Origin of the sequence: Brachybacterium sp. GPGPB12, assembly GCF_038396325.1 — a bacterium.
Lineage (GTDB): Bacteria > Actinomycetota > Actinomycetes > Actinomycetales > Dermabacteraceae > Brachybacterium > Brachybacterium conglomeratum.
Genome location: NZ_CP149573.1, coordinates 1,037,171 through 1,049,682, shown reverse-complemented (window position 1 = coordinate 1,049,682; position 12,512 = coordinate 1,037,171). Strand labels below are relative to the sequence as shown.

Annotated in this window: 16 protein-coding genes and 1 pseudogene; 8 read left to right on the top strand and 9 right to left on the bottom strand. The window is 73.4% G+C overall.

Annotated elements, in window-relative coordinates; genetic code table 11:
- Positions 1-60: 60 nt before the first annotated feature.
- Positions 61-2,832 (top strand): preprotein translocase subunit SecA, encoded by a 2,772-nt coding sequence (secA, locus tag WKH84_RS05930; RefSeq protein ID WP_341855981.1) that lies wholly within the window; start codon positions 61-63, stop codon positions 2,830-2,832.
- A 299-nt stretch (positions 2,833-3,131) separates the two neighbouring features.
- On the opposite strand, the gene WKH84_RS05925 is transcribed toward secA, so the two are convergent.
- From WKH84_RS05925 to WKH84_RS05915, 3 genes are all read right to left on the bottom strand, one after another.
- A complete protein-coding gene (locus WKH84_RS05925; protein WP_341855980.1) occupies positions 3,132-3,515 on the bottom strand; it encodes an Rv3235 family protein in 384 nt (127 codons plus the stop codon).
- A gap of 81 nt (positions 3,516-3,596) precedes the next feature.
- Positions 3,597-4,640, bottom strand: coding sequence for a hypothetical protein (locus WKH84_RS05920; protein ID WP_341855979.1), 1,044 nt, complete (start codon positions 4,638-4,640; stop codon positions 3,597-3,599).
- A gap of 363 nt (positions 4,641-5,003) precedes the next feature.
- Positions 5,004-5,126, bottom strand: coding sequence for a hypothetical protein (locus WKH84_RS05915; protein ID WP_341855978.1), 123 nt, complete (start codon positions 5,124-5,126; stop codon positions 5,004-5,006).
- A gap of 29 nt (positions 5,127-5,155) precedes the next feature.
- Between WKH84_RS05915 and WKH84_RS05910 the strand changes: the two genes are divergently transcribed.
- On the top strand, positions 5,156-5,509 hold the full coding sequence (locus WKH84_RS05910; protein ID WP_341855977.1) for a hypothetical protein: 354 nt from the start codon (positions 5,156-5,158) through the stop codon (positions 5,507-5,509).
- Positions 5,510-5,622: 113 nt separating this feature from the next.
- On the opposite strand, the gene WKH84_RS05905 is transcribed toward WKH84_RS05910, so the two are convergent.
- On the bottom strand, positions 5,623-5,862 hold the full coding sequence (locus WKH84_RS05905; RefSeq protein ID WP_341855976.1) for a helix-turn-helix domain-containing protein: 240 nt from the start codon (positions 5,860-5,862) through the stop codon (positions 5,623-5,625).
- Between the two features lie 282 nt (positions 5,863-6,144).
- Between WKH84_RS05905 and WKH84_RS05900 the strand changes: the two genes are divergently transcribed.
- The 4 genes from WKH84_RS05900 to WKH84_RS05885 are packed head-to-tail and all read left to right on the top strand — an operon-like array spanning position 6,145 to position 8,443.
- Positions 6,145-6,714 carry an SAF domain-containing protein gene (locus WKH84_RS05900; protein ID WP_341855975.1) on the top strand — a complete coding sequence of 190 codons (570 nt, stop codon included), beginning with the start codon at positions 6,145-6,147 and terminating at the stop codon, positions 6,712-6,714.
- The gene (locus WKH84_RS05895; protein WP_341855974.1) at positions 6,711-7,985 is read left to right on the top strand and encodes a P-loop NTPase; all 1,275 of its coding nucleotides are present in this window, start codon (positions 6,711-6,713) and stop codon (positions 7,983-7,985) included. The genes WKH84_RS05900 and WKH84_RS05895 overlap by 4 nt, the downstream gene beginning before the upstream one ends.
- Before the next feature lie 12 nt (positions 7,986-7,997).
- A complete protein-coding gene (locus WKH84_RS05890) occupies positions 7,998-8,216 on the top strand; it encodes a hypothetical protein (RefSeq protein WP_341855973.1) in 219 nt (72 codons plus the stop codon).
- Positions 8,210-8,443 carry a hypothetical protein gene (locus tag WKH84_RS05885; protein WP_341855972.1) on the top strand — a complete coding sequence of 78 codons (234 nt, stop codon included), beginning with the start codon at positions 8,210-8,212 and terminating at the stop codon, positions 8,441-8,443. Before WKH84_RS05890 ends, WKH84_RS05885 begins: the two co-directional genes overlap by 7 nt.
- A gap of 10 nt (positions 8,444-8,453) precedes the next feature.
- On the opposite strand, the gene WKH84_RS05880 is transcribed toward WKH84_RS05885, so the two are convergent.
- Both WKH84_RS05880 and WKH84_RS05875 read right to left on the bottom strand, forming a co-directional pair.
- Complete coding sequence (locus WKH84_RS05880; protein ID WP_341856789.1) at positions 8,454-8,765, bottom strand: DUF2505 domain-containing protein; 312 nt, start codon at positions 8,763-8,765, stop codon at positions 8,454-8,456.
- Positions 8,735-8,959: a hypothetical protein gene (locus WKH84_RS05875; protein ID WP_341855971.1), complete on the bottom strand. Its 225-nt coding sequence runs from the start codon at positions 8,957-8,959 to the stop codon at positions 8,735-8,737. The genes WKH84_RS05880 and WKH84_RS05875 overlap by 31 nt, the downstream gene beginning before the upstream one ends.
- Before the next feature lie 94 nt (positions 8,960-9,053).
- On the opposite strand from WKH84_RS05875, the gene WKH84_RS05870 reads away from it, so the two are divergent.
- Positions 9,054-10,565: a histidine kinase N-terminal domain-containing protein gene (locus WKH84_RS05870; protein ID WP_341855970.1), complete on the top strand. Its 1,512-nt coding sequence runs from the start codon at positions 9,054-9,056 to the stop codon at positions 10,563-10,565.
- Positions 10,566-10,721: 156 nt separating this feature from the next.
- Here the strand turns inward: WKH84_RS05870 and WKH84_RS05865 are convergent, their stop codons facing one another.
- Positions 10,722-10,970, bottom strand: coding sequence for a WhiB family transcriptional regulator (locus tag WKH84_RS05865; RefSeq protein WP_010549779.1), 249 nt, complete (start codon positions 10,968-10,970; stop codon positions 10,722-10,724).
- A gap of 340 nt (positions 10,971-11,310) precedes the next feature.
- On the opposite strand from WKH84_RS05865, the gene WKH84_RS05860 reads away from it, so the two are divergent.
- Positions 11,311-11,730, top strand: coding sequence for a hypothetical protein (locus tag WKH84_RS05860; RefSeq protein ID WP_341855969.1), 420 nt, complete (start codon positions 11,311-11,313; stop codon positions 11,728-11,730).
- 206 nt (positions 11,731-11,936) lie between these two features.
- Here the strand turns inward: WKH84_RS05860 and WKH84_RS05855 are convergent, their stop codons facing one another.
- Together WKH84_RS05855 and WKH84_RS05850 are read right to left on the bottom strand one after the other, a co-directional pair.
- A complete protein-coding gene (locus WKH84_RS05855) occupies positions 11,937-12,146 on the bottom strand; it encodes a hypothetical protein (protein WP_341857070.1) in 210 nt (69 codons plus the stop codon).
- An 82-nt stretch (positions 12,147-12,228) separates the two neighbouring features.
- Positions 12,229-12,345, bottom strand: a pseudogene (locus WKH84_RS05850) (hypothetical protein); the annotation flags it as partial.
- Between the last annotated feature and the right edge of the window lie 167 nt (positions 12,346-12,512).

Genomic DNA, 12,512 nt, shown 5'->3' with positions numbered 1-12,512 from the left:
ACGATGGGTCGGGCATCAGCCGTCCATGGGGACGTCCCCACCATCTACGGGAGCACACGAGTGGCCAACCTCTTCGACAAGATCCTGCGCGCCGGCGAAGGCCGGGAGGTCCGCAGGCTCGAATCCATCGCGAAGCGCGTGGGCGAGGCGGAGGACGTCTTCTCGGAGCTCAGCGATGACGAGCCGCGCGCCGAGACCGACCACTTCAAGCGGCGTCTCGAGGACGGCGAGAGCCTCGACGACATCCAGGTCGAGGCGTTCGCGGCCGTGCGCGAGGCCGCGCACCGCACCCTCGGCCAGCGTCCCTACGACGTGCAGATCATGGGCGGCGCCGCCCTGCACCGCGGCCGCATCGCCGAGATGAAGACCGGTGAGGGCAAGACCCTCGTCGCGACCCTCCCCGCCTACCTCAACGCGCTCGCCGGCAAGGGCGTGCACGTCGTGACGGTCAATGACTACCTCGCCGGCTACCAGAGCGACCTGATGGGCCGCGTCTTCCGCACCCTGGGCCTGACCACCGGCGTGATCAAGTCAGGGATGACCCCGGCGGAGCGCCGCGAGCAGTACGCCGCCGACATCACCTACGGCACGAACAACGAGTTCGGCTTCGACTACCTGCGAGACAACATGACCCTCTCCCCGGAGGAGCGGGTCCAGCGCGGCCACTTCTTCGCGATCGTCGACGAGGTCGACTCGATCCTCATCGACGAGGCCCGCACCCCGCTGATCATCTCCGGCCCCGGCTCCGGGGACGCGAACAAATGGTTCAGCGAGTTCGCGAAGGTCGTCACCCACCTGCGCCGCGACCGCGACTACGAGGTCGACGAGAAGAAGCGCACCGTCGGCGTGCTCGAGTCGGGGATCGACGAGGTCGAGGACCACCTCGGCATCGACAACCTCTACGAGTCGCTGAACACCCCTCTGATCGGCTTCCTGAACAACGCCATCAAGGCCAAGGAGCTGTTCAAGCGCGACAAGGACTACGTGGTCCTCAACGGCGAGGTGATGATCGTCGACGAGCACACCGGGCGCATCCTCGCCGGCCGCCGCTACAACGAGGGCATGCACCAGGCCATCGAGGCGAAGGAGGGGGTGAAGATCAAGGCGGAGAACCAGACCCTCGCCACGATCACCCTCCAGAACTACTTCAAGCTCTACGAGAAGCTCTCGGGCATGACCGGCACGGCCGAGACCGAGGCCGCCGAGTTCATGAACACCTACAAGCTCGGCGTGGTCCCGATCCCCACGCACCGCCCGATGCAGCGCGTGGACCAGGCCGACCGCATCTACCGCACCGAGAAGGCGAAGTTCGACGCGGTCGTCGAGGACATCGTCGAGCGGCACGAGAAGGGCCAGCCCGTCCTCGTGGGCACCACCAGCGTGGAGAAGTCCGAGTACCTCTCGAAGCCGCTGAACGCCCAGGGCGTCGCCCACGAGGTGCTCAACGCCAAGAACCACGCCGGCGAGGCGGCGATCGTCGCGATGGCCGGCGCCAAGGGCGCGGTCACCGTCGCGACCAACATGGCCGGCCGCGGCACCGACATCATGCTCGGCGGCAACGTCGAGTTCATGGCGCACGCCGAGCTCGAGAAGCGCGGCCTGGACGCCGAGGAGGACCCGGAGGCCTACGAGGCCGCCTGGGACGAGGAGATCGAGCGCGCGAAGCAGGCCGTCGCCGAGCAAGCACGACGAGGTCGTCGAGCTCGGCGGTCTGTACGTGCTGGGCACCGAGCGGCACGAGTCGCGCCGCATCGACAACCAGCTGCGCGGCCGCTCCGGCCGACAGGGCGACCCGGGGAGTCCCGCTTCTACCTCTCGCTCCAGGACGACCTGATGCGCCTGTTCAACTCCGGCGCCGCCGAGTCGCTGCTCGCCCGCGGCGGCGTGGACGAGTCGATCCCGCTGACGGGGCGGATGGTCTCCGGCGCGATCCAGCGCGCGCAGAACTCGATCGAGTCCCGCAACGCCGAGATCCGCAAGAACGTCCTGAAGTACGACGACGTCCTGACCAAGCGGCGCAAGAAGTTCTACGAGGAGCGTGCGCGCATCCTCGAGGGCGAGGAGCTCGATGCGCACATCGAGCGCTTCATCGAGGAGGTCATCGGCGGCACCGTCGACGCGCACACCGCCGGCAAGCCCGGCGAGGACGTCGACCTCGAGGAGCTGTGGGGCGCGGCGCGTGCGGCCTATCCCGTCTCCCTCACCCCGCAGGACGTCATCGACGAGGTGGGCGGCAAGGAGAACCTCGAGGCGAGCGAGCTCAAGCAGGAGATCCTCGCCGATGCGAAGGTCGCCTACGAGAAGCGCGAGGAGGAGCTCGGCGAGGAGGGGTCGCACCAGCTCCAGCGCCGTGTCTTGCTGTCGGTGATGGACCGCCGCTGGCGCGAGCACCTCTACGAGATGGACTACCTCAAGGAGGGCATCGGACTGCGCGCCATGGCCCAGCGCGACCCGCTCATCGAGTACGAGCGCGAGGGCCACCTCATGTTCAACGACATGATGGCCGGGGTGAAGGAGGACGTGGTCGGCTACGTCTACAACCTCGAGGTCCAGGTCGAGAAGGCCAAGCCCGTCGTCCCCCAGGCCGTCTCGGACCTGCTGCTCCGGACCGGCGCCAAGGCCGGGGCCGCCGTCGAGGCCGGTGCCGGCGCGAAGGCCGGGGCGGAGCCTGCGTCGGCGGCGACGGGGGAGAAGGACGCGGACGCCGAGGCGACCACCTCCGAGCACGCCGGCCTCGAGGCCACCGGCTCCGCCGAGGCGGACGGCGCGGAGGCCGAGAACCAGCTGAAGGCGGAGAGCTCCGTGGTGCTTGCGCGCCAAGGGGCTCGATGACGGGCCGAACGAGCGCCAGCCGCGCTACAGCTCCGCCGAGGGCAGCGACGTCCAGGATTCCGGCACGCTCACCCGCGCTCAGCGCCGTCGCCGTGCGCGCGGCGATGACGGGACCGCTGCGAACACGGTCTCGGACAAGCCCGAGGGCGCTCCGCAGGGCGACGGCCTGAACCGGGCGCGCGCCGCTCGGGCCGCCGCCGCAAGGGCTGATCGCGCCGACGTCGTACGGAAGAGCCCCGGGCCACGTGGCCCGGGGCTCTTCTCCTCCGATCTCGGGTCTCAGCCGATCTCGAGGACGGTCACCCTCCATCCGGAGTGCCGCGACTCCCAGCGCATGGCGAGGAAGCGGGCACGGTCCGGCTCGCGCGCGACGCGCGCCTGGCCTCGACCGTGCGCTCGTTGACCACGCAGGTGCGCACGCCCGTGACCTGCAGCCGCCGGGGCGGGGCGTATCCCGTCGAGGCCCGCAGACGGCGGGTCAGCGCCGCCCGACGCGACAGGACCTGCGCGATCTCGGGCGTGACCAGCCGCGACAGCGCGTTCGTCGGCCGCATGTCCCGGATGATCTCGACGGCCCGGCGCGCCACCGGTGCGACCATCTGCTCCACGATCAGAGGATCCTCGGGTGCTCGGGAGGCGGCCCGGAGGGCGGCGTCGGCGGGGCGCTGATCGGTGGTGCTCATGACCGGGCCTCCTCGTCGAGGGAGGCCGGCACGGTGAGCACCTGGCCGGGGACCAGCAGATCGGGATCCTCGCCGATCACGTCACGATTCTGCTCGTGCAGCGAGCGGCAAGGCCTCCGCCAGCGGCGCGGGATCGTCCGGTCCGGGGCCGAGCACGTCGTCCGTCAGCGACCACAGCGTGTCGCCCTTCTGGACGACCACGGTCCTCGGCGGCGGTGCGTCCGCATCGCCCCCTGCATCGCCCGCGGCCTCGTCGTCGCCCGCGGACGGCTGAGTGCTCCCGGTCGCCGACGGGGTCGAGCCCGCGGCGGGCGGCTCGTCGGGGGAGTCCTTCGCCGGGTCCACCCGGGTGTCCGATGCCTCCGAGCCGTCCGGGGAACCTGTCCCGTCGGGGGTCTCGGAGCTGTCCGGGGACGCCTCGTCGGCGGGGCTCTCGGAGTGCGGCGACTCCTGCGCCCCCTTTGACGCTTCGGTCCCCTCGGCTCCCGTCTCCTGCGGCGTGCCCTCGTCGGAGGGTCGCGCGGTCGTCGGCGCCTCGTCGCTCTCCCCGTCCGGGGCAGGGCTCGTCGCCGGCTCCTCGGCGGCGGTCGCGGGATCCTCGCCCCAGCCGAGGGAGGGGAGGGGCTCCCCGGCTCCGGCCTCCTGGGGCGCCTCGCGCCCCGGCGTGGCCGGCTCATCACCGGGGAGCTCCTGCGAGGTCTGGGACGTGGCAGGGGCGCTCTCCTCGAGCTGGAGCCGCTCGCTGGCCAGCGCCGGACCGAGCACCAGCCCGGTGGTGGCGGTGGCGACCGCGGCGCCCATGCTCACGCGACGGGCGAGGCGCGGGGCCAGCACCCGCAGGGCCGGCGGCAGCATGCGGCCGGTCCGCCCCGCGGGGCCGGCCAGGAGGACCGCGGCGGCGAGCCCCCAGATCAGCGCGAGGTACAGGCACAGCAGTGCCCCCGCGCCGGCCAGCCCCACGAGCACCCAGCCGATCAGCCGCTCCTCGCCGTGAGCGCCGCCAGCGGTGCTCCCGAGCGTCCTCGCCGCCTTGGTCATCGCGACCGCACCTCCGGCGGCGGCGACGGCGCCCAGCGACGAGGCCCCCGCTCCCTGTGCCGCCTGCTCCCGTCCCAGGTCCCCCATGGCCTTCCCCTCGCCTCATGCTCCGCGGCGTCGGTCTCCCCGTTCGCCGTTCTTCCCGATGATGTCGTTTGATGCAGTTTGATGCGATTGGATCGCATACGAGGAAAGGTAGCCCGATGTGATGCAGGCCGCAACTGTTCGAGGTGGCGGTGTTGATCCGGGCCGGCTGTGGAGGGGAGGTCGCCTCTTCCGGAGGACGCGCCCCGGTCCCGGTGGGACGATCCCGGTCCCGGCGGACCGGTCCGCGTCCCCGCCCGGACGAGTTCTCGTCCCCGATGTGCCGTCCGGGCCCGGCCGTCGTCCGGCGCGCCCTACAGTGGGCCCATGCGCTTCGAGAGGATCTTCGAGGACCTCGAGGGACGGTTAGAGCACCACGAGCAGGAGGAGCCGCGGGCCGTCTCCGAGGATCTCGCGCGTGCCGAGCGCGCCCAGCTGACCCTGGCCGACCGGCTCCGCGGTGCGGGCCGGCGCGAGCTCACCCTGCACGTCGGATCGGGCCGCGCCTGGCGGGGGCAGTGGAGGAGGTCGGCGCCGAGTGGGTCTCGCTGCGCGAGACCCGCACCGCTCAGCGCGCCGTGGTGCCGCTCGCCGCGATCGGCATCGTAGAGGGCCTCTCCTCGCGGGCCCGGCCGGCGGAGGAGTCGCTGCGCTCGCCGCTGGGGCTGGGGTCGGTCTTGCGCGAGATCGCACGGGACCGCAGCGTCGTGCGCCTGGAGACGACCGCGGGCACCGTGCTCGGCAGGATCGCCGGTGTCGGCGCGGATGCGCTGGACGTGCTGTCGCTGCCGACGGGGGAGTCCAGCGGCGTGCCCGGCTCCGCCCGGCTCACGGTGACCATGTCGTCCCTGCTCGCGGTCTCGCCGCGCTGAGCGGACCCGGTGCGGCGCCGGCCCGGGCGGACGGGTGCGGCACGGTGGAGGACTGGCGGCCGGGGAACGTCCTGAGCCGGCTCAGGAGCGGTCGTCGGCCACTGCCCGGACGGTCAGGGGCGGCCCTCGGACGCGTCGCGCTCGAGTGCGCGCTCCTCCTCGAGCAGCGCCTCCGTGCGCCGGTAGCTCCGCTCGATGTAGGACTCGAGCTCTGTGACCTCGACCCGCCACTGGCCTCGGCCGCCCACCTTGATCGCGCGCAGCTCGCCGGAGCGCACGAGGGCGTACGCCTGCGAGGCCGAGATCGACAGCATCTCCGCGACATCGGAGAGCGGGACGAAGCGTGGCGGCATCGACGATCCTTCCGGTCCGGGACGAGCGGGTCGCCCCAGTCTCTCATCCCCGAGCTGACAGGCGGCGGGAGCTGTGGACGAACGCGCCGTGCCGGTTGTCCACAGTCGGGGCGGACCGCCCCCATCCAGGCCCCGACTGCCGTAATCTCCCGGAAGGCGCGCCGCGAGCGTGCCGAGAACCAGGGGACGGACGAGGGGGACGGGGGACAGCTGTGGGGGCCACTGCACCGGTGATGAGGCCGCGCGCCGAGATGGAAGGATCCTCGGCTGATCGTCGGGATCGTGCTCGTGCTGGCGAGCGTGCTGATGGGGGCGCTGCTCGTCTCCCGGCTCTCCGCCACGACGTCCGTGCTCGTGGCGCGCGGTCCGATCGTGCCGGGCGATCCGCTGGAGAGCGCCGACCTCGCCACCGTCGAGCTCCGGCTCGGCGACCACCGCGAGCAGTACGTCGGGACCCTCGAGGCGATCCCCGAGGGCGCGGTCGCCACGCAGACCGTCCAGGCGGGGGAGCTGGTCCCCGTCTCCGCGGTGGGGCAGAGCCAGGACGTGCCGCTGCGACCCGTGGTGATCCCTGTGGAGGCGACGGTCGCCGAGTCCGTGGTGCCGGGCTCCTCCGTCGAGCTGTGGCACACCTCGCCGTCGGTCGACGACGGCGGCACCGGCGAGGCCGAGCCGCTCGTGCCCGACGCCGTGGTGCGCCGCATCGACGAGGGGAGCTCGCTGGGCATGCGCTCGATGTCGGTGGAGGTCCTCGTGCCGGCCGACGACCTCGCCGCGGTGCTCGAGGTCCTCTCCCAGGACGAGCGCCTCGACGTGATCGGGGTGCCCGGCGCCCACGGGGTCACGCCGTGATCGACATCGTCCTGTGCGCCTCGGGCAGCGACGAGGTCCGCATCGTCCACGACCTCGCGATGGACCGCTCCCGCCCCGCGCGCGTCGTGCGCCGCTGCGCGGATCTCACCGAGACCCTCGCGGTCGTCTCCGCGGGCATCGGGGACGTGGTCCTCGTGGACCTCTCCGTGCGAGGGCTCAGCCGCGACGCCGTCGCGACGATGCTCCGGGGCGCCGCGGTGATCGGGCCGCGCTCCCGCGAGGAGTCCGAGGCCACCACCGTGGGCCTGCGCCACGTGCTGAGCTCCGACGCCCCGATCGACGAGATCCTCGCCGCGGTCACCGACGCGGTCTCCGGCGGGGAGGAGCACGACGACTGGGTGCAGGAGGCGGCCGCGGAGCCGGCGCAGGAGGCGGGACGCCTGGTGGCCGTGTGGGGGCCGACCGGCGCCCCGGGGCGCTCGACCATCGCGGCGAACCTCGCCGCGGAGACCGCCCTGGCCGGGCACGGCACGGTGCTCGTGGACGCCGACACCTACGGCCCCTCCCTGAGCCAGCTCCTCGGCGTGCTCGACGAGGCGCCCGGACTGGTCGCCGCCGCCCGCGCCCACGACCGCGACACCCTCACCGAGGAGGCCCTCGACGCGCTCCTGCCCGTCGTGCGGCCCCACCTGCGCCTGCTCTCCGGCATCGGCGTGCCCGGCCGGTGGGCGGAGCCGCGGCGCGGGGCGATGGACGGGGTGTGGAACGCGCCGCGTCGCCGCAGCGAGACCGTCATCGCCGACATCGGCCCCGTGCTGGAGGAGGACGAGGAGCTCAGCTACGACACCGCCGCGCCGCAGCGGAACTCCGCCGCCCTCAGCACGCTCGAGGCCGCCGATGCCGTGATCGCCGTGGTCGGCGCCGATCCCGTGAGCATTACTCGGCCGCTGCGGGACCACAGCCGCCTCGAGGAGCTCGGCGTGCAGGAGCCGCACGTCATCGTCAACCGGGTCGGTGCGCCGGTCCCCGGCGACCGGTCGCGCGACCTGATCGCCTCCCGCATACAGGTCGACTCCCTGCACCTGCTGCCCGACGACGCCGTCGCCTGCCGCACTGCCGTGTGGGACGGCGCGCCGCTCAGCGAGGCCGCGCCCCGTTCGCCCCTGCGCCGCGGGCTGCGCGACATCGCCGCCTCGATGCTCGTCCCCGCCGCCGAGGACGACGGAGCCGGCGGAGAGTCGGAGGCGGGAGCATCCCCGGCACCGGCGCGCGGATGGAGGGAGCGCGTGTTCGAGCGTGCCCGCCGGTGAGAGGATGACGGCATGAGGATCTACCTGCCGCTGACCGCAACGGATCGTGCCTCCCTCGAGCTCGCGAGCACTCGCCTCGAGCTCCCGGCGGGACGTGCGGCCTGGGCCGTCACCGCGTCGGCCGAGAGGGACTTCCCCGGCGAGGATCTCGAGGACCTCGAGTACGAGGCGCCGCAGGACGCCGTCCACGTCGCCTACGGCGCCGGATCCCCGACGCGCGCGCGATGGTGATCGCCCTGGACGTGCCGGATGCGGCGATCGGCGACGCCGCCGACGGAGGAGCCTTCGGCGTCCTCCTGGGCACCCCCGCCTCGGCGCGGATCGCGAGCTTCCACGTCACCGAGCTCGACGCCGCCGCGGCCGAGGCCGACGACACCGACCCCGCCCTGCTGTGGTTCGACGTCGTCGAGGCGCGCGAGGCCCTCGCCTATCTCGACGGGGCCGAGGCCGCCGGCTGAACGCCCTGCCTCAGGCGCCCGAGCGGTCCCGGTAGGCCGCGGCGGAGCGCTCCTCGGCCCGCGACACCGTGGACACGTACGGCACGGCGGCCTTCTCGATCTTGGACCCCAGCAGCGGAACCTTCGCCACCAGGTCCCCGTCGATCTCGACGTCGCTGCGCACCTGGTCCAGGGGCGCGAGGCGCGGCGTCCCCGTCAGGCCGGCAGGGGTCCCCACCACGTCCAGGCGCATCGTGCCGGTGCGGGAGCCGTCGGGCTCGGGACCGGACCAGGACTGGACCTCCTTCACCGTCACGGAGGCGCCCACGAAGGGGCGGACGATGTCCGGGACCCGGTCCGTGGGCGCACCAGCTCGGTGGTGACCGTGAACGCCCCGGCGGGATCGCCCTCGATGTGCGAGGACGCCTCGTTCGCACCGAGCGTCTCCCGGCGGATCGCCGCGTACTCGGGGTCGGCGTACATCGCGGCGGCCGAACGGGCCGGAAGGGGCAGGTGCAGGGTCTCACGCGACTTCATCGGGGTCCTTCCCTCGGGAGATGTCCGCGTCAGCCTAGAGCAGGCCGGGCGGGCGATTCGCGCTCGCACCCGGGCCGACGCATATCCTGGGCCCATGCCGAGCCTGTCCAAGTTCCTCGCCGACAACCGTGCCCTCACCGAGAAGGAGGCGGACTGGCTCCAGCACCTCGTCGGGGACTGGAACCTCCTGTCCGATCTGCTGCGCTCCGACCTCGTGCTGTGGCTGGCGGAGGACGACGGCCCGCTCGCCGTCGCGCACTGCCGCCCGGCGACCGGATCGACCGTCTACTACGAGGATCCCGTCGGGACCGTCCGCACCGTCGGGGTCGACGGCGCGGACGATGCCGAGGGCGCCGAGATCGCCCGGTCGCTCGCCGGGGGCGAGCCCTCCGAGGAGCCCACCCGGATCGAGCGCGAGGGCCGCGGCGCCACCGGCGTGATGGTCCCGGTCCGCAAGAACGGCCGCACCCTGGCCGTCCTCGCCGCCGAGGCGCCCGAGTCCGACAACGACCCGAGCGACAACGAGACCCACCAGCGCCGGCTCGGCGCGCGCCTGCTGACGATGCTCCAGCACGGCGCGTTCCCCATCGAGGGGGCACCGATCCCGCCCCGCCGCGGCGCGCCCCGCGTGGGCGACGGCGTCGTCGAGCTCGACGAGGCGGGAGTGGTGAAGTGGACCTCCCCGAACGCCCGCTCCGCCTTCCACCGCTTCGGGATCGCCGGCGACATGACCGGGACCACCCTCGCGGAGCTGTCCACCGAGGTGCCGCAGTCCCGCGGCCCCGTGGACGAGTCGCCGCCGCTGGTGCTGATGGGGCGGGCGGCCTGGCGCTCTGACATGCAGGCCCGCGGCGGCACCCTGTCCCTGCGGGCCGTGCCGCTGACCGATGCCGGCAAGCGCACCGGCGCCGTGATCCTGGTGCGCGACGTGACCGAGCCGCGGCGCCGGGAGCGGGAGCTGATCACCAAGGACGCGACGATCCGCGAGGTCCACCACCGGGTGAAGAACAACCTCCAGACCGTCGCGGCGCCGCTGCGGATGCAGTCGCGGCGGATGAAGACCGACGAGGCGAGGGAGGCGCTCGCCGAGGCGATGCGGCGCGTCTCCACGATCGCGCTCGTGCACGAGTCGCTGCTGCAGGGCTCGGAGGAGGCGGTCCACTTCGACGAGGTGATCGACCGGTGCCTGCGCCTCGCCGTCGACGCCGCGAGCGCGACCGTGCACCGGGCGGGCGACCCGCGTCTGACCGACGGGCAGGTCGAGGTGCGCACGGAGAAGATCGGACGGGTCGGCACGATCCGCGCCGAGGAGGCGACGCCGCTCGCCCTGGTGGTGACCGAGCTGGCGACCAACGCGGTCGAGCACGGGCTCTCCGAGACCGGCGGGACGCTCACGATCCGCAGCGAGCGGACGGGGTCCCATCTGGTGATCTGCATCGAGGACGACGGCAACGGCATGGGAGCGGCGAAGCCGACCGGCCTCGGCACGAACATCGCCCTCACGCTGGTGCAGGGGCGACTCGGCGGCACGCTCACCTGGGAGGACCGAGGCGAGGGCGGGACCCGCGCGATCGTGGACGTCTACCTCGACCCGCTCACGATCTGAGGGGGAGGGACGGAGCCCCGGGGTGCTCGGCGAGGGCCCAGGGGGAGGCCGACGGCACTGCTGCGGAGGTGGCCCGCGGGGCCGCCCGGGGAGCCGCTCGCGGCACGGCCCCGGGGGCGGCCTGCGACGCTGAGGAGGCGCGCCGCAGGCGAGGGGTCAGCTGGCGCGGCGGGCGCGCGCGTTGCGGCGCTTGAGGGAGCGGCGCTCGTCCTCGGACAGGCCGCCCCAGACGCCCGAGTCCTGACCGGACTCGAGGGCGAACTTGAGGCACGCCGTCATGACGTCGCACTTCTGGCACACCGCCTTCGCCTCCTGGATCTGCGTGATCGCCGGTCCGGTGTTCCCGATCGGGAAGAACAGCTCGGGATCATGGTTGAGGCACTCGGCACGGTGGCGCCAGTCCATCGTCACTCTCTCTTTCCAGGACGTCGCGCCCTGCCCCCGCAGGGGCGAGACGCGGCGAGGGTCGCTCCCTGTGGGGCGTTCTCGGGTTCTGCGGCCGTCGACGCTCGGCCGGGTGCGCTGTGCACCGGACGGCCTCGGCGGGACGAGCCGTTCTCCATTCTCTGCGGCTCCTGACGACCTCGACAAGAGCCTGGACCGCCGGGCCTGGTGGCACTTCCCACACCGTCGCGAGAAGTCGCGATCGGGAGGTGATGCCGGGCACGAAGCCGTTGCCACCAGGCGCTCGAGATGTCACGGGCGCTAGAGATCGCACGGGAGCCGCGGCGGATACAGTGCCCCCATGCCCACCGCGCCCGACAGCACCCGTCCCGCCGACGCCGAGGACCCCGGTCCGCGCACCCGCCCGCGGGCCGCGCTGCTGCTCGGCGTCGAGACGCTCGTGATGGCGGCCGCGGCCACGTTCTGCTTCGTGGCGGCCTCCGGCGGCGGGATGACGGCCCGACTCGGGGTGGGGCTGGGGATCTTCCTGCCGCTGTTCGCCGCGGGCACCGCCCTCGCCGCCCGCTCCGTGCTGGCCAAGGGCCGGTTCGGGATCGGCTTCGGGATCACCTGGCAGATGTTCCAGGCTCTGGTGGGGGCCGGCATGATCAGCTCCGGCATGGTCTGGCAGGGCGTGATCGCGCTGGTCCTCGCGATCGCGACCTTCGTGGTGCTCGCGCGGCTGGTGCGCTCCACGCCGCTGCCCTCGCGCCTGGACTGAGTCCCGCCGGGCCGCTCCCGCTCCGCCGCTCCTCGTCCGGGGCGCGCGGGCCCGTCCGGGGAGCGACCGACTCGTGCCCGTCGAGCGCGCTGTGCGGGCGGATCCGCCTCCGACAGCGGTCGGGGCCCGTCGGACGGCGGTCGTCCGACGGGCCCCGCGGCGCTGAGCGCGTGCCCGCGCCGTCGGCCGTGTGAGCCCTCAGCGCCTCATTCCGCGGAGGCGAGGGCGGCGGCCGGGGCGGTGCGCGCGGCGGCGCGGCCCGGCAGGACCGAGGCCAGCGCCCCGGCGGCGAGGGCCAGCACCAGCACGATCACGAGGCGGTCCCAGGGGATCGTGATGGAGACCGGGTAGGTCGAGCCGAGCAGTGCGATGATCCCCAGCACGCCGTAGAGGGAGCCGATCAGCGGCCCCAGCACGGCGCCGACCGCGGCGAGCGACGACGCCCTCCCAGCCGAGCATCGCCCGCATCTGCCGGCGCGTCGTGCCCAGGGCGCGCAGCGGCGCGTTCTCCCCGGTGCGCTCGACCACGCCGAGGCTGAGCGTGTTCGCGACCCCGACCAGGGCGACGACCACGGCGACCGCGAGCGACGCCACGGTGATGCCCAGCGAGCACATCGAGGATCTGCGCATAGGACTCCCGCTCGGCGCCGCCGGGATCGCTGCTCGCCCCCTCGAAGCCCTCGGAGGCGGAGAGCTCGTCGACCGAGGAGATCAGCTCGAACACATCGATCCCCTCGCGCTCGGCGGTGCCGGGATCGGCGAAGTCCGCGAGCACGACCGGG

Coding starts and splice junctions, on each gene's coding strand:
- WKH84_RS05925 (WP_341855980.1), bottom strand. CDS start 3,515: ATGAGCACCACCGATCAGCGCCCCGCCGACGCCGCCCTCCGGGCCGCC.
- WKH84_RS05920 (WP_341855979.1), bottom strand. CDS start 4,640: ATGGGGGACCTGGGACGGGAGCAGGCGGCACAGGGAGCGGGGGCCTCG.
- WKH84_RS05905 (WP_341855976.1), bottom strand. CDS start 5,862: ATGCCGCCACGCTTCGTCCCGCTCTCCGATGTCGCGGAGATGCTGTCG.
- WKH84_RS05890 (WP_341855973.1), top strand. CDS start 7,998: ATGAGGATCTACCTGCCGCTGACCGCAACGGATCGTGCCTCCCTCGAG.
- WKH84_RS05885 (WP_341855972.1), top strand. CDS start 8,210: ATGGTGATCGCCCTGGACGTGCCGGATGCGGCGATCGGCGACGCCGCC.
- WKH84_RS05875 (WP_341855971.1), bottom strand. CDS start 8,959: ATGAAGTCGCGTGAGACCCTGCACCTGCCCCTTCCGGCCCGTTCGGCC.
- WKH84_RS05870 (WP_341855970.1), top strand. CDS start 9,054: ATGCCGAGCCTGTCCAAGTTCCTCGCCGACAACCGTGCCCTCACCGAG.
- WKH84_RS05865 (WP_010549779.1), bottom strand. CDS start 10,970: ATGGACTGGCGCCACCGTGCCGAGTGCCTCAACCATGATCCCGAGCTG.
- WKH84_RS05860 (WP_341855969.1), top strand. CDS start 11,311: ATGCCCACCGCGCCCGACAGCACCCGTCCCGCCGACGCCGAGGACCCC.